The following is a 15,404-nucleotide window of genomic DNA, read 5'->3' on the forward strand; positions in this document are numbered from 1 at the left end:
CGATGTTCTGCTCGAATTGTGGCGCGCCGCTGATTGCCGGGGCGGCGTTCTGTGCACGTTGCGGGGCGAGGGTCGCGTCCGCGACGCCCGTGGAGCCGCCGGCGCCGGCCTACTCGTCGCCGGCCGTCGCGCCTCCGGGTGCGAGCGCTCCGGCGCCGGGCGCGCCGGTGACGCCCGAGAGCGCGTGGGCGATGGCCTCCGCCACGACCGCGCCGCCGGTGCGCTACGCGGGATTCTGGCGGCGATTCTGGGCGGTGGTGCTGGACGGGTTGATCCTTCAGATCGTGCTGGTGCCGATCGGCTGGATCGTGTCGCGGCCCAACATGGCGATCATCAACAGCGACGACCTGACCGCCGAGCAGCTCTGGTCCTTCCTCAGCTCGATCGCGCTGGCGGTATTCATCAGCGCGATTCTCGAGTGGATCTACCACGCCGGAATGGAGAGTTCGGCCCGGCAGGCGACGCTCGGCAAGATGGCGCTCGGGATGCGCGTGACCGATCTGCAGGGCCGGCGCATCAGTTTCCTTCGTGCGACCGGCAGGCACTTCGGCCACGTGCTCTCCAACCTGACCTGCGGCGTCGGCTACATCATGCAGGTGTTCACGGCGCGACGGCAGGCGCTTCACGATCTGGTCGCCGGCACGCTGATCGTGCGGGCGGATAACTGAGCGATGGATACCACCCGGGATTTCCTGGCCCGCATCGTCGACGATCGCCGCCGCCGCGTCGCCGAGATGGCGCGGCGTGTTCCCGGCCACGTGCTGCGCTCGCGACTCGGCCCGCCGGCACCCGCCGGACGTCTGGAACGGGCGCTGCGGCGCGGCTCGGCCTCGTCGCCGCTCCGGCTGTTGTGCGAGATCAAGCGCGCCTCGCCCTCGCGAGGCGTCCTGAACCCCGGTCTCGATCCGGTTGCGACCGCGAAGCTCTACGAAGCCGGCGGCGCGGCGGCGATCTCGATCGTGACCGAGCCCGACCACTTCCAGGGCGATCCGGCGTGGGTGAATGCGGTGCGACCGCACGTCCGGGTGCCGCTGCTGGTCAAGGATTTCGTGGTGGACTCCTACCAGCTGCTGGACGCCGCGTCGCGCGGCGCGGACGGCGTGCTGCTGCTGGCCGCGGTGCTCTCCGAGGTGCAGCTGCAGCGGTTGATCACCGAGGCGCGCCTGCTCGGCCTCGACGCGCTGGTCGAGATCCACGATGCACCCGAGCTGCCGCGCGCCATCCGCGCCGGCGCGACGCTGGTGGGCATCAACAATCGCGATCTTCACTCCTTCGACGTGGAGGTCGAGACCTCGATGCGATTGCTGCCCGACGTGCCGCCGCTGGTGACCGCGGTCGCCGAGAGCGGGCTGTCGGCGCCCGATCAGCTGCGGCGGCTGCGCGAGACGCGCTGCGACGCCGTGCTCATGGGTGAGGTCTTCATGACCAGCCCCGATCCCGCGGCGACGCTCGCCACGCTACGCGCCGCCGCCGAAGGCCGCGCCTGATGGAGGACGCTTGGCGCGTACGATCGTCAAAGTGTGCGGCCTCACCCGGCTCGAGGACGCGCGCGCCGCGCTCGAGGCCGGAGCCGACTGGCTCGGATTCATCCTGATGGGGGAGAGCCCGCGACGCGTATCGCCCCAACAGGCGCGCTCGATTCTCGACGCGCTGCCGGGCGCGGTGGGCGTGGCGGTGATGGTGTCGCCGAGCCCCGACGAGGCCCGCGAGCTGGCGATCCGCGCCGGTGTGCGCCGGGTGCAGCTCCACGGCGTGGACGCCGCGAGCTGGCCGCGCGATTTCCCGCTGCCCGTCACCTTCGTGGTGCCGGTCGCGGAGGATGGGGCGATGCTGGCGCCGCTTCCCGACAAGCGCGACCTGGTGATGCTCGACACGGCACGCGGGCAGACTTCGGGCGGCTCCGGGCGCACCTTCCCGTGGTTCGTGGCGGCCACCGTGGCGGCCGAATTCCAGGTGATCGTCGCGGGCGGACTCGAAGGATCGAACGTCGAGAAGATGCTCGACCAGGTGAGGCCGTTCGGCGTGGACGCCTCCTCGCGGCTCGAGGCCTCCCCCGGAATCAAGGATCCCGACAAAGTGCGGCGCTTCATCGCCGCGGTGAGACGACATGACACGAACCGCGCGACCTGACGCCACCGGACATTTCGGCCCCTACGGAGGCCGCTTCGTTCCCGAGACCCTGATCTCGGCGCTCGATCAGCTCGAAGCCGAGTACGCCCGCGCCCAGTCCGACCCCGCGTTTCGCGCCGAGCTGGACACGACCCTGCGCGACTTCGCCGGACGCCCGACGCCGCTGATCGAAGTGCGCCGATTCTCGGAGCGCGCCGGGTGCCGCGTGTTCCTCAAACGCGAGGACCTCTTGCACACCGGCGCTCACAAGATCAACAACACGATCGGCCAATGCCTCCTGACGCGCCGCATGGGCAAGCCGCGCGTCGTCGCCGAAACCGGGGCCGGCCAGCACGGGGTCGCCACCGCGGCCGCCGCAGCGCGGTTCGGGCTCGAGTGCACGGTCTACATGGGGGTCGAGGACGCGCGGCGCCAGCACCTGAACGTCGAGCGCATGAAGCTGATGGGTGCCGATGTGCGCGAAGTGGACTCCGGCAGCAGAACGCTGAAGGACGCGATCAACGAGGCGCTGCGTGACTGGGTGACGCGCGTGCGCGACACGCACTACGTGCTCGGCTCGGTGCTCGGCCCGCATCCGTTTCCCATGATGGTCCGCGACTTCCACAAGGTGATCGGGGAGGAGGCGAGGCGCCAGTTCGCGGATAGGGCCGGAGGCCTGCCGGACCTGCTGGTGGCCTGCGTCGGCGGCGGCAGCAACGCGATCGGCCTGTTCGACGCGTTCCTCGACGACTCGAACGTCCGCAAGGTCGGAGTCGAGGCCGGCGGGCTCGGCCTCGAGAGCGGCAGGCACGCAGCGCGCTTCGCCGATCCCAGCGTGGGCGTGCTGCACGGCACGCGCACGCTGGTGCTGCAGGATGAGCGCGGCATGATCCGCGAGACCCACTCGGTCTCGGCGGGGCTCGACTATCCGGCCCTCGGCCCGGAGCACGCCTGGCTCGCGTCGCAACACCTGGTCGAATACTCCTCGGCCACTGACGACGAGGCGCTCGACGCGTTCCAGACGCTCGCCCGGCTCGAAGGCATCCTTCCGGCGCTCGAGAGCGCACACGCGCTCGCCTGGTTGCTGCGTGAAGGCCCGAAGCTCGGCCGCGACGCCCGGGTGCTGGTCAACCTCTCGGGCCGGGGCGACAAGGACGTGAGCGAGGTGTTGCGGGTACTGGGGACGCGGGCCACCCAGGCGTAGCCCATTTTCGAACCTAGGGCTTCCGCAACCTCGATCCGCCAGGACGGCGGAGCGAGGTGAGGACGAGCGAGCCGGAGCAGGATGCGGAGGCGAAGCGGAGCCCGACGGTTCGAAAATGGGCTACGCCTGGGTGGCCCGTGGTTTCCCTACTTCACCCACACCGTCTTCACGTTCACGAACGAACGCAGGCCCTCGAGTCCCAGCTCGCGACCGTAGCCCGAGCGCTTGACGCCGCCGAACGGCAGCCGCGGGTCCGACTTCACGATGCCGTTCACGAATGCGCAGCCGACCGCGAGCCGTTCGGCGAGCGCGCAACCGCGCGTCGCGTCGCGCGTCCATACGCTGGCGCCGAGGCCGAAGTTCGAGCGATTGGCGAGCGCCACCGCCTCGTCCGCGTCGCCAGCCACGATCAGGGCGGCGAGCGGTCCGAAGGTTTCCTCATCGAACGCCGGCATGCCGGGCGTGACGCGCGACAGCACGGTGGGCGCGTAGAAGTAGCCGGCACCGGGCATCGGTTGCCCGCCGCACAGGATGCGCGCGCCCTTCTCGACCGAGCGCATCACCTGCGCGTGGAGATCGTCGCGCAGGTCGGGGCGCGCGAGCGGCCCGACCTGCACCGAGCGATCGAGCGGGTCGCCGACTTTGAGCGCGCGCATCCGCCGCACGAATCCCGCGGTGAACGGCTCGAGGATCGTGGCCTCGACGATGAATCGTTTGGCGGCGATGCAGCTCTGGCCGTTGTTCTGAACGCGCGCCGTCACCGCCTGGTCGAGGGTGCGATCGAGATCGGCGTCGGCCAGCACGAGAAAGGCGTCGGACCCGCCCAGCTCCAGCACCGCGGGTTTGAGCGCGCGGCCCGCGGCGGCGCCGACCGAGATCCCGGCCGCCTCGCTACCGGTCAGGCTCACGGCCGCGAGCTCGGGGCGCGCGATCAACCCCTCGACCGCCGCCGCCGGCGCGAGCAGCGTCGCGAACAGTCCGGGCGGCAGCGACGAGGCGAATGCCCGCTCGATCTCGAGGGCGCAACCCCAGACGTTCGATGCGTGTTTCAGTACCACCGCATTTCCTGCCAGCAGTGCCGGCGCCGCGCAGCGGAACACCTGCCAGTACGGGAAGTTCCACGGCATCACCGCCAGCACCACGCCGAGCGGCTCGTAACGGACGAAGCTCTCCGACGCGTCGCTCGGCGCCGGCGTGGGGGAGAGCATCGCCGGACCGTGCTCGGCGTAGTGAGCGCAGACCCAGGCGCACTTCTCGACTTCCGCCTCGGCCTGAGCGACCGGTTTTCCCATCTCGAGGGTCGCGAGTCGCGCCAGTTCGTCGCGTCGAGCGCGCAGCGTGGCCGCGACGCCGGCCAGGGCAGCCGCTCGATCTCGCGGCGAGGCCGCTTGCCACAGTCGCTGCGCCGCCACCGCCGCGATCAGCCGCCGCCCGATTTCCTGCGGCGCGTGCGGCGCGTGCTCGGCCAGCGTCGTGCCGGTGGACGGATTGATGGAAGCCACGGCGCGAGGATATCAGCGGCGCCGCCGCGACGCGCGAGTGGTCGCCGTCACGAGTGACGCATGCGCGGTCGTGTGCTATAAACGCTGACCTGCGCGCCCGTAGCTCAATTGGATAGAGCGTTAGCCTCCGGAGCTAAAGGTTACAGGTTCGATTCCTGTCGGGCGCACCACCCTCCCGCCCCAGGCTCCGTTCAAATGCCGGCACCTCCCGCTTCGTCCGGTCGTTTCCAGCCCCATGCCGCCCGCGAAATGGCGAGCATGTTCGACGACGTCTCGGGACGCTACGACCTCATCAACCGGCTGATGACCCTCGGCCAGGACGGCGCCTGGCGGGCGGCGATGGCGCACGCCGTGCCGTCGCGCGCGCGCGTCGTGCTCGATCTCTGCACGGGCAGCGGGGTCTCGCTCGCCGGCCTGACGCGACCGGGGCGCCTCGTGATCGGCGCCGACGTGAGCCTGCGCATGCTTTCCGCCGCCGCCGATCGCTTCGGCGGACCGGGCTGGGCGCCGCGCCTGGTGTGCGGCGACGCCTTTCGGCTGCCGCTCTCGCCGGGCTCGGTGGATGCGGTGACGATCGGCTTCGGCATGCGCAATCTGCGGCCGCGCGCCACAGCCCTCGCCGAACTCTCGCGCGTGCTCGCTCCGGGGGGGACGCTGGTGGTGCTCGAAGCGTGCGCGCCCGGCCATGGCGCGTTCGCGCCGATTCATCGCCTGCATCTGCGCTACGGCGTGCCGCTGCTCGGCCGGTTGTCGGCCGACCCCAGTGCCTACGTCTATCTGCGTGACTCGATCTTCGAGTTCGGCGACGGCCGGGAGTTCGACCGCGATCTGGCCGCAGCCGGCTACTCGATCGAGCGCCGCCAGTCGTTCCTGTTCGGCGCCACTCAGATGTGGGTGGCGCGAACGGGTGAGTCCGCTCAGAGTTCGTTGCAACCTGCACGCGGGGGGGCTCTCAAACGGGGCGAATTGCCCCACCCGGGGAGAGCCGCCGACGGGGAGTGGACCCTGTGGTCGGGGGTTCAGCTGGTGGTCGCCTGGACCCTGTTCGCGGCCCTGGTCATCGGCCTGATTCGGTTCGCCGGCGCGGCCAAGGTGTTGCCACTGGAGCCCTGGCAGAAGTGGGCACTGGGAATTCTGCTGGCCATCGGTGCCGTGTTCTTCGGCGTTCGGAGCATGATTCTGACCCTGCGGCGCGACACGCCGCGTCCGCCCCGCTAGTCCCAAGCGGCGCTGGCACATGCGTTGCGTTTCCTGGGTGGGATTCTCACGCCTGGAGACCGGCACGACCATGCTTTCCCGCGAGCGCATCATCGAGACGCTGCTCGAGCTGACCGACCGCACCGGCGGCCGGTCGCGCGAAGCGTTGCTCGAGAAACTCCTGCGCAACGCGCTGGCGCTCGCCGAGTGCGACGGCGTGGTGGTGGTCGCGACCCAGAACCGCCAGACCGAACGCCTGTGGCTGCGCCGCGGCCAGCCACGCTGCGAGCGCGCGCCGTTCCGCGGCCCGGTCAGCGAGTTCGTGCGGTTGCTGCAGCGCCACGATCATCCGCTTGCCCTCGCCGATGTCGGCGCGGACGGCCGCATGTCGGCCGAGGAGCTGTGCCCGGGAGTCGAGGGCGGACCGGCGCTGTTCGTGCCGCTGCGCTTCCGCGAGAATGGCCCGGCGTGGCTGGCGGTGTTCCGCCGCCGCGGCGGCGCGCGCTTCGGCCCCGAGGACACCGCGCTGGTGACCATGCTCGCGGCGTGGGCGGCGATGGCCGTCGAGAATCTTCGGCTCTCGGAGAGCCTCGAGCGGCTCGCGGTCACCGACGATCTCACCCAGGTCTACAACTATCGCTTCCTCAAGACCGCGCTGCGGCGTGAGATCAAGCGCGCCGGGCGATTCGGGCAAGTGCTGTCGCTGATCATGCTCGACGTCGACAATCTCAAGACCTACAACGACCAGCACGGCCACCTGCGCGGCAGCCACTTGCTGCGCGAGATGGCCGGCCTGCTCGCCGAGCAGGTGCGCTCGTTCGATCTGGTGGCGAAATACGGTGGCGACGAATTCTCGATCATTCTGCCGCAGACCGAACGCGAGGGCGCGATGGTGGTGGCCCAGCGCGTGCGGTCCGCGATCGAGCGGCATGCGTTCCCGCTGGTCGCCGCCGGACAGATCACGGTGAGCCTCGGGCTCGCGCTGTTCCCGAGCGACGGCTCCGACGTGACCAGCCTGATCCAGGCCGCGGACCGCGCGCTCTACCTCGCCAAGAAGAACGGCCGAAATCGCGTGGAAGTCGTGGAGGCGCGGGCGGCCTAGGCTTTGACCCTTTCGAAACGCGGCTGATAGACTTCGCCGCCGCGGACGTGGAGACCACGTTCGCGTTTTTTCAGTCAGCCCAAAGGGAGTTGTGGTGACCGACACGATCGGAATCGCGGTGGTGGGAACCGGCGACTGGGGCGCCAATCTGGTGCGCAATTTCTCGCGCTTGCCAGGCTCCCGGCTGGTCGCATTGTGCGACGCCGATCCGGCGCGCCTCTCGAAGACCGTCGCCCAGTACCCCGGCACGCGCGCGATGGCGCACGTCGACGAGGTCTGCGCCGCCGCGGACGTCCACGGCGTGGTGATCGCCGCCTCGGCAGTGAACCACTATCCGCTCGCCAAGCAATTGCTGGAGGCGGGCAAAGACGTCTACGTCGAGAAGCCGCTCACGCTGCAGGTGAACCACGCCGAGGAGCTGGTCCGGCTGGCCCGCGAACGGAACCGCATCCTGATGGTCGGGCATCTGCTCCTCTACCACCCGGGCGTTCAGTACCTGAAGCGCCTGGTGGACCAGGGCGATCTCGGCGATCTCCACTACATCTATTCGCAGCGAGTCAATCTTGGCAAGGTTCGCCGCGACGAGAACGCGCTGTGGAGCTTTGCTCCGCACGATCTCTCCGTGGTGCTCCACCTGCTGGGGACCGAGCCGATCGACGTGGTCGCGCGGGGCTCGGCTTTCCTTCAGCCCAAGGTCGAAGACGTGGTATTCGTCGACCTGCGCTTCCCAGGCGGCAAGCTCGCGCACGTCCACGTCTCCTGGCTCGATCCGCACAAGCTGCGCAAGTTCACCGTGGTGGGCAGCCAGAAGATGGTGGTGTTCGATGACATGGAAGCCAGTGAGAAGATCAAGATCTACGACAAGGGCGTCGACAAGGGCGGCGAGATCGTGGGCTATGGCGACGCACTCACGGTGCGCAGCGGCGACATCCTGATCCCGAAGATCTCATTGCAGGAGCCGCTTCAGCTCGAGTGCCGCCACTTCGTGGACTGCATCCGCGAACGCAAGAAGCCGCTCACGGACGGCGAGGGCGGCCTGCGCGTGGTGCGCGTGCTGGCCGCGGCTCAGAGCTCGCTTCAGCAGGGCGGCGCGCCGGTGGCGATCGCCAGCCAGACCGCGGGGGTATCGTGAGCACCAGCGTCATCCATCCCAGCGCCAGCCTCGGCGAAGGCACGACGCTCGGCGAGTACTGTGTGATCGGCCCGCAGGTGAGAGTCGGAAAGGGCTGCCGGATCGGGAACCACGTCGTGGTTCACGAGGGCACGATCGTCGCCGACACGGTGCGCATCGACGATCACGCCTCCCTCGGGAAGAAGCCGATGAAGGCCGCGAACTCCGCGACCACCAAGGAACAGGAGCTGCCGCCGCTCGAAGTGGGCGAGCTGTGCATCGTCGGCACCGGAGTGGTGCTGTACCGGGGCGCGAAGATCGACGCCAAGGTGCTGATGGCCGACCTCGCCACGGTCCGCGAGAACGTGTCGATCGGACGAGGAACGATCGTGGGTCGCGGCGTGACCGTGGAAAACTTCTGCACGGTGGGCCGATACTGCAAGCTCGAGAGCGAGTGTTACATCACCGCCTATTCGACGCTCGAGGACCGCGTGTTCATCGCGCCCGGCGTGGTGACCTCGAACGACAACTACGTGGGCAGGACGGCCGAGCGCTTCAAGCACTTCAAGGGCGTGACGGTGAAGAAGGGCGGCCGGATCGGCGCCGGTACGGTGACGCTGCCGGGCGTCGTGATCGGCGAGGACGCGCTGGTGGCGGCCGGCTCGGTGGTGACGCGAGACGTTCCCGCCCGCAAGATCGTGATGGGCTGTCCGGCGCGCGCGCTGCGCGACGTGCCGGTGGAGCAGCTGCTCGAGAATCAGGGCTGGGTCGACGGCTAGAGCGCCGGGAGGAACTGCAATGGCACCCGTGACCACCAAGACGGCGATCAACGTACCGCTGCTGGACCTCAAGGCTCAGTACGCCGATCTGCGCACCGAGATCGACGACGCGGTTCGCCGCGTCATGGAGAGCACGCGCTTCATCGGCGGGCCGGAAGTGACCGGGCTCGAGGAAGAGGTGGCCCGCTACTCGCAGACCCCGCACGCGGTCGCGTGTGCGTCGGGCACCGACGCGTTGCTCATCTCGCTGTGGGCGCTGGGCGTCGGCCCCGGCGACGAGGTGATCACCAGCGCGTATTCGTTCTTCGCCAGCGCCGGGACCATCGCCAACAACGGCGCCACGCCGGTGTTCGTGGACATCGATCCGCGCACCTACAACCTCGACGTTCACAAGCTCGAGGCCGCGATCACGCCCCGCACCAAGGCGATCGCGCCGGTGCATCTGTTCGGGCAGTGCGCCGACATGACTTCGATTCGTGCCATCGCCGAGCGGCACAAGGTGTGGGTGATCGAGGATGCGGCGCAGGCGATCGGATCGGAGTGGGAGGGACGGCGCGCCGGCTCGATGGGGGACTTCGGATGCTTCTCGTTCTTCCCGTCCAAGAACCTGGGCGGCGCCGGCGATGGCGGCATGATCGTGAGCGTCAACGCCGACTACGCCGACCGCGCTCGCCTGCTGTGCAATCACGGTGCCCGCCCGAAGTACTACCACGCGCTGATCGGCACCAATTCGCGGCTCGACTCGCTGCAGGCGGCCATCCTGCGCGTCAAACTCAAGCACCTCGATCGCTGGAGCGAGAAGCGCGCGCAGAACGCGCGCACCTACGACGCGCTGTTCGAGGGTTCGCGTGTCGGCCGGCCGTTCCACGATCCGCGCACGCGCCACATCTACAATCAGTACGTGATTCGCAGCGACCGGCGCGACGAGCTGAAGAAGTTCCTGGACGAGCGCTCGATCGGGACCGAGGTCTACTACCCGGTGCCGCTCCACCTGCAGCAATGTTTCGCGTCGCTCGGCTACCGCGAGGGGGACATGGCGCAGGCGGAAGCCGCGGCCAAGGAGACCCTGGCGCTGCCGATCTACCCGGAGCTCACGGAGGACCAGATTCGCTACGTCGCGGCCTGCGTTCGGGAATTCTCCGACCACTGAGCCGCTGAACACCGATCGGCGCGCCCCCACCTCCCCGCCCTGAGGCGGCGCGCCGTTGACCCTCGCCACGCGCGGTCCACGCCCTGCGGCCCGCGCGAGGGTGACGTGCATGGACGCTGCGAAGCGCGAGGCGTTGAGCTCGCTGCTGCGCCGCATCGACGACGTTCGAGGCCTGGCGGGGCGGCCCGATGCCGGCGTCGCGCTCGATCCCAGCGATCCCGACCACCTGCTGGCGACGCTGGGCGAGCTGGTCGACGAGCTCGAGCGCAGTCATCGGCGGCTGATCGAGACCAACGTTCAGCTGGTATCGCTGCGCGAGGTCGCCAGCAGCATGGTGAGCGCGCGCGACGCGGCCGAGACCACGCGCACCGTCACCCGCTACCTCAGTCACGCGTTTGGATTCCCCGACGTGCTGCTGGCGCTGGCCGATCGCGAGCGCCGCGCGCTGGCCGGAACCTGGACGTCCCGGCGCAACGGCCGCGAGCAGAGCGTGGCGTTCGAGGTTCCGCTGCTCGGGGACGGCGGCGCGATGGTGCGCGCGTTCTGGCTCAATCGCACGCTGTGGCAGCGCGACGTCCGCCGGCACCCCATCGCCGTGTTGCCCGACGGGCATCCGCTGGGCGACGTGCTCGATGGCGTCGTCGCGGCGCTGTGCGTGCCGCTCCAGCGCAGCCAGTCGCTGGTGCCGGGCGAGGACGCCCACGAGTTGTGCGGCGCGCGCTGCATCCTGGGAGACACCGCCATCCTCGTGCCTCCTCCGGGGCCGGCCGCCGACCGCTGGGCCTACGAGCGCGAAGAGCGCCAGGCCTGCTGTCTCGCCTGCGATCTGATGCCGCAGCTCGGGGTCATCGGCATCGCGGCCCATCGCGGCGAGCGCACCATCGCCAACGACGACGGGCTCCTGCTCGAGTCGATTGCGTTGTCGGTGGCGCCGGTGGTCGAGAACGCGAAACTCGCCCAGGACCTGCGGCGGAGCGAGCGCTTTCGCGAACACGTGCTCGACAGCATGGCGAGCGGGTTGATCGTGGTGGACCTGCAGGGGCGCATCCTGACCTTCAACCACACCGCGGAGCAGCTGCTGGGCTGGTCGGAAGCCACGCTTCTGAATCGGCCGATGAGCGAAGTGCTGGGGGAGGAGGCCGAGCGACTGGTGCGCGGCACGCTCGAGCACGGACGTCTGGCTCTGCGCCAGGAGGTCACGCTACGGACCGAATCGGGCTCGCGCCTGCCGGCCAGCCTCACCACCTCGCTGCTGCGTCACGAGGGGCGAAACGTCTATGGCACCATCATCACCTTCCTCGATCTCACGCCACTCAAGCGCGCCGAGGAACAGACGCGCCGGCTCGACCGGCTGGCCGCGCTGGGGCGCTTCACCTCGAGCGTGGCTCACGAGATCCGCAATCCGCTCACCGGGATCGCCGCCGGAGTCCAGTATCTGTCGCGTGCGCTGGGCGGCGACGGACCTCAGCGCGAGAACCTCCAGTTCATCGAAAACGAGATCCGCCGCCTCGACCGGATCGTCCAGGACCTGTTCGACGTCACGCATCCACGCAAGCTGCAAGCGCGAGTGCTGCCGCTCGAGGACACCCTCGCGCGCGCCCTGCGCTGCGTGGAGGTCGCCTGCGCCGAGCGCGGCGTCACCGTCGAGTCGAGCGTCGCGCCGCGGACTCCTCCGGTGCCGCACGATCCCGACCAGCTCGAGCAGGTGTTCATCAATCTGCTGAAGAACGCCGCCGAAGCGTCGCCCTCGGGAGGCGTGATCAGGGTCTCGGTGCAGCCGGCGCCGGCGTCCGGCGGCCTCGCGGGCCCCGCGGTGAGCGTGCGCATTTGCGATCAGGGGCCGGGAATCCAGCCCGAGCACCTGAAGACCGTATTCGAGCCTTTCTTCACGACCAAGCAGGGGGGGTCGGGGCTCGGCCTCTACATCTCCCACGACATCGTCAAGCGGCATGGCGGCAATCTCACCGTTCACAACGAACCCGCGCGAGGAGCCACGTTCGTCGTCGAGCTCCCGCTGGCACCCGACGGAGGACAGTCATGAGCAAGGCCAACATCCTGGTGGTGGACGACCAGGATTCCATCCGGCACTTCGTGAGCCGGGCGCTCGAGGACGCCGGATTCACGGTGCTGACCTCGGGCTCGGTGCGCGAGACGCGCGAGCTGATCGAGCCGGGGCTGCCCGATCTCGCGCTGCTCGATCTGAAGCTGCCCGACGGCAGCGGGCTCGAGCTGCTGCGCGAGTTCAAGCGTGTCCAGCCCGAGATGTCGGTGATCATGATGACCGCTTTCGGCGAGCTGGAGACCGCCGTCGAGGCCATGAACGCCGGCGCGTTCTGGTTCGTGAAGAAGCCATTCGAGACCGACGAGCTGCTGGCGCTGGTCAACCGCGCCCTCGAATCGCAGAAGCTCTGGCTGGAGCTGCGGCGGCTGCGCCATCAGGCGTTCTCCGACGAGGATTATCTCCACTCGGCCAGTCCCTCGATGCAGGAGGCCTACGCGATCGCCGAGCAGGTGGCGGTGGGCGACACCACCAGCGTGCTGATCGAGGGCGAGAGCGGCACCGGCAAGGAGTACTTCGCCAACCTCATCCATCGCATGAGCGCGCGTCATGACAAGCCGTTCGTGGAGATCAATTGCGCCGCGATCCCGAGCGAGCTCCTGGAGAGCGAGCTGTTCGGCCACGAGAAGGGCGCGTTCACCGACGCCCGCGCCCAGAAGCTGGGGCTGATGGAGCTGGCGAGCGGCGGCACGCTGTTCCTCGACGAGATCGGCGAGATGAACCCGATGCTGCAGGTCAAGCTGTTGCGCGTGCTCGAGCGCCGCACCTTCAAGCGCGTGGGCGGCACCAAGGACATCAGCGTCAACCTGCGCATCATCTCGGCGACCAACCAGGATCTCGAGCGCCGGGTGCGGGAGGGAGGCTTCCGCGAGGACCTCTACTATCGCTTGAAGGTCGTGCCGCTCTACGTGCCGCCGCTTCGCGAGCGGAAAGAGGACATCCTCCCGCTCTCGCGACTGTTCCTCGAACGGTTCGCGAAGCAGTTCAAGAAGAGCTTCCGCGAGGTCTCGCCGGCCGCCGAGCGGCTGCTGCTCGAGTATGGCTGGCCGGGCAACATCCGCGAGCTGCGGAACCTGTTCGAGCGCACCGTGCTGCTCGAGACCGGAGAGGCCCTCGAACCGCAGCACCTCAAGCTCGGCGGGAGGGCGCGGCCGTCGGCGCAGACCAGCCTCGGCCAGCGCATTGACGACTACATGGTGGCGGCGATTCCCCAGGGAGGGATTCCCTTCGAGGCGCTGGTCGAGGAGCTGGAGCGGGCCTTGATCAAGCGCGCCTCGTATGCTACCAAGTGGAATCAAAGTCGGACCGCGGAGCTGCTCAATCTCAAGCGCGACAAGCTCCGTTACCGCATGAAGCTCTATGAACTTCACGACGACAGCCTCGAGGCCGCACCCGCCGACGACCACGAATCGTAGGATTCGCTCGTGAGGTTCCGGGCGGCGGCGCTCCTCCCTCGGATCGCCGCTGCCGCCCTGCTGGCGGCGCTGTCGGGCTGCGCCTACTCCACCGGCGGCAATCTCCTGCCCCCCCACATCAAGACGGTGGCGATCCCGGTGTTCGAGAACGGCACCACCGAATACACGATCGAGAAGGACATCACCGATGCGGTGATTGCGCGCTTCATTTCGGACAATCACCTGAAGGTGGTGGACGAGCGCGTGGCGAACTCGGTGATCCGCGGCAAGGTCACCGCCTATCGCAACGCCGTGTTCGGCTTCACCGGCGGGAATCTCGCCACCGAGTATCGTGTCACCATCACCGTGGCAGTGACCTTCAAGGACCTGGTCAAGAATCGCGAGATCTGGAGCGACCAGGAGCTTTCCAAGTACTCGAACTACTACGTGCAGAGCGTTCCCGGACAGGTGGTCAAGACCGAACTGGATGGACGGAAGGATGCCATCGCCAAGATCGCGGACGAAATCCTCACTCGCACCGTCGAAGGCTGGTAGCGCGAAACTCGCAGCGCGCGCGCGCGCCGGCGAGCGGCTCGACGGCCGCGAGCTGCTCGAGCGCCGGCCGCTGCCGCCGACCCTCTACCTCGAGGGCCCGAGCGAGCCGCTCAAGGCCGCGATCCTGCTCGAGCTGCGCCGGGGCTGGGCGAGCGCCAATCCCGAATCGCCGGCGGCGCGAGTGCTGCGAACCGCGGAGACTGGCGTCGAGGAAATCCTCGCGGCGTTCCGCAACACCTCCCTGTTCGCGCCGCGCGAGCTGATCGTGGTGCTCGAGATCGAGGATCTGTCGCGCTCCGAGAAGAAGCTCGCGGCGCTGGCCGAGGGTCTTCGCGGAGCGGCGGGGGAATCCTGTCTGGTGCTGGTGGAGTCAGCCGCCGAGACGGCTCGCAAGTCGCTCGAGCCCCTGCGCGAGGCATGTGCGGTCCACGTCGCGGCGGGCCCGCCGGACCGCTCCGAGTTGCTGGCCTGGGGCGCGCGGCGTCTGCGTCTCGAGTCGCTGTCCGCCGAGCCGGGCGTGCTCGAGGCGATCGCCGACGCCTGCGAAGGCGACGCGCTCGCCTTCTTCAGCGAGCTCGGGCGACTGACGAGCTTCGCCGCCGCGGGAGGGAAGCTGACGCGCGCCGACTGCCAGGCGTTGCTGGCGCCGGTCGTCGGCGCCGGCCTGCCCGACTATCTGGCCGCGGTGAGCGCGGGCGATTCGCGCGGCGCCTCGCGACGGCTGTCGCGCCTGCTGGCCTCCGGCGAGAGCGAGGGCACGATCCTCTTCGCCCTTTCCAATCTGGTGGGGGGCGCCTTGGGCGGCTGGGCGCGCAGCCGGGATCTCAGCGCCACGCTGCGGGCCCGGCTCGGCCCGGGCCGCCTGATGCGCGCGATGGACGCGCTCTATCGGGCCGAGGCCGCCTGGAAAGGCGGGAGGGCCGACGCGCTCGCCGTGCTCGAGCAGGTCACCCGGGTGGTCGCTTCGCGCTGACCCGGGCCAATGTGCCCGCCTGGCCGCCACGCCCTGCTCTTCCTCCACCCACCCCGGCCAATCGGAGCGTGATCGAGCGCGCGGCCCGCGGAATCCCGAATGGGCGGCTATTCCCAGAGCGAGTGGGGTTGCCGCAGGCCGGGGAGGATTACCACCGCAGGAAGGCACCTACCCTCCGAATCCCAAGTCCCCGGCTGCACTCGCTCGACTGGCCGTGTAGGCAGTACAACCGGCCGGATCGGGAGTGCGTTGATCCGGTCATCAACATT

General features: G+C 69.2%; 14 protein-coding genes and 1 tRNA gene. 14 read left to right on the forward strand and 1 reads right to left on the reverse strand.

Annotation, left to right across the window (positions count from 1 at the left end):
• Positions 1-2 precede the first annotated feature (2 nt).
• Genes VMJ70_08525 through trpB form a run of 4 tightly spaced genes read left to right on the forward strand, consistent with a single transcriptional unit; the run spans position 3 to position 3,313 of the window.
• On the forward strand, positions 3-668 hold the full coding sequence (locus VMJ70_08525; protein ID HTO91160.1) for an RDD family protein: 666 nt from the start codon (positions 3-5) through the stop codon (positions 666-668).
• A 3-nt stretch (positions 669-671) separates the two neighbouring features.
• Positions 672-1,487, forward strand: a complete 816-nt coding sequence (gene trpC, locus VMJ70_08530; protein ID HTO91161.1) for an indole-3-glycerol phosphate synthase TrpC — start codon at positions 672-674, stop codon at positions 1,485-1,487.
• 10 nt (positions 1,488-1,497) lie between these two features.
• The gene (locus VMJ70_08535) at positions 1,498-2,130 is read left to right on the forward strand and encodes a phosphoribosylanthranilate isomerase (GenBank protein ID HTO91162.1); all 633 of its coding nucleotides are present in this window, start codon (positions 1,498-1,500) and stop codon (positions 2,128-2,130) included.
• Positions 2,108-3,313, forward strand: coding sequence for a tryptophan synthase subunit beta (gene trpB / locus VMJ70_08540; protein HTO91163.1), 1,206 nt, complete (start codon positions 2,108-2,110; stop codon positions 3,311-3,313). The genes VMJ70_08535 and trpB overlap by 23 nt, the downstream gene beginning before the upstream one ends.
• A 146-nt stretch (positions 3,314-3,459) precedes the next feature.
• Here trpB and VMJ70_08545 read toward each other — a convergent pair whose 3' ends face one another.
• Entirely contained in the window at positions 3,460-4,815 is a 1,356-nt protein-coding gene (locus VMJ70_08545) for an NAD-dependent succinate-semialdehyde dehydrogenase (protein HTO91164.1), read from the reverse strand.
• 93 nt (positions 4,816-4,908) lie between these two features.
• Between VMJ70_08545 and VMJ70_08550 the strand changes: the two genes are divergently transcribed.
• From VMJ70_08550 to VMJ70_08595, 10 genes are all read left to right on the forward strand, one after another.
• A tRNA-Arg gene (locus VMJ70_08550) sits at positions 4,909-4,985 on the forward strand.
• Positions 4,986-5,073: 88 nt separating this feature from the next.
• Positions 5,074-6,033 (forward strand): ubiquinone/menaquinone biosynthesis methyltransferase, encoded by a 960-nt coding sequence (locus tag VMJ70_08555; protein ID HTO91165.1) that lies wholly within the window; start codon positions 5,074-5,076, stop codon positions 6,031-6,033.
• A gap of 70 nt (positions 6,034-6,103) precedes the next feature.
• On the forward strand, positions 6,104-7,114 hold the full coding sequence (locus tag VMJ70_08560; GenBank protein ID HTO91166.1) for a sensor domain-containing diguanylate cyclase: 1,011 nt from the start codon (positions 6,104-6,106) through the stop codon (positions 7,112-7,114).
• Positions 7,115-7,208: 94 nt separating this feature from the next.
• Positions 7,209-8,246: a Gfo/Idh/MocA family oxidoreductase gene (locus tag VMJ70_08565; protein ID HTO91167.1), complete on the forward strand. Its 1,038-nt coding sequence runs from the start codon at positions 7,209-7,211 to the stop codon at positions 8,244-8,246.
• Positions 8,243-9,004: a DapH/DapD/GlmU-related protein gene (locus VMJ70_08570; protein HTO91168.1), complete on the forward strand. Its 762-nt coding sequence runs from the start codon at positions 8,243-8,245 to the stop codon at positions 9,002-9,004. The genes VMJ70_08565 and VMJ70_08570 overlap by 4 nt, the downstream gene beginning before the upstream one ends.
• A 19-nt stretch (positions 9,005-9,023) precedes the next feature.
• Positions 9,024-10,154 carry a DegT/DnrJ/EryC1/StrS family aminotransferase gene (locus VMJ70_08575; protein ID HTO91169.1) on the forward strand — a complete coding sequence of 377 codons (1,131 nt, stop codon included), beginning with the start codon at positions 9,024-9,026 and terminating at the stop codon, positions 10,152-10,154.
• A gap of 109 nt (positions 10,155-10,263) precedes the next feature.
• Positions 10,264-12,195 carry an ATP-binding protein gene (locus VMJ70_08580; protein HTO91170.1) on the forward strand — a complete coding sequence of 644 codons (1,932 nt, stop codon included), beginning with the start codon at positions 10,264-10,266 and terminating at the stop codon, positions 12,193-12,195.
• On the forward strand, positions 12,192-13,628 hold the full coding sequence (locus VMJ70_08585) for a sigma-54 dependent transcriptional regulator (protein HTO91171.1): 1,437 nt from the start codon (positions 12,192-12,194) through the stop codon (positions 13,626-13,628). Before VMJ70_08580 ends, VMJ70_08585 begins: the two co-directional genes overlap by 4 nt.
• Positions 13,629-13,637: 9 nt before the next feature.
• Positions 13,638-14,162 carry an LptE family protein gene (locus tag VMJ70_08590; GenBank protein ID HTO91172.1) on the forward strand — a complete coding sequence of 175 codons (525 nt, stop codon included), beginning with the start codon at positions 13,638-13,640 and terminating at the stop codon, positions 14,160-14,162.
• A complete protein-coding gene (locus tag VMJ70_08595; protein HTO91173.1) occupies positions 14,107-15,135 on the forward strand; it encodes a hypothetical protein in 1,029 nt (342 codons plus the stop codon). The genes VMJ70_08590 and VMJ70_08595 overlap by 56 nt, the downstream gene beginning before the upstream one ends.
• Positions 15,136-15,404: the final 269 nt, after the last annotated feature.

Source organism: Candidatus Sulfotelmatobacter sp., from assembly GCA_035498555.1.
Taxonomy (GTDB): Bacteria; Eisenbacteria; RBG-16-71-46; order RBG-16-71-46; family RBG-16-71-46; genus DATKAB01.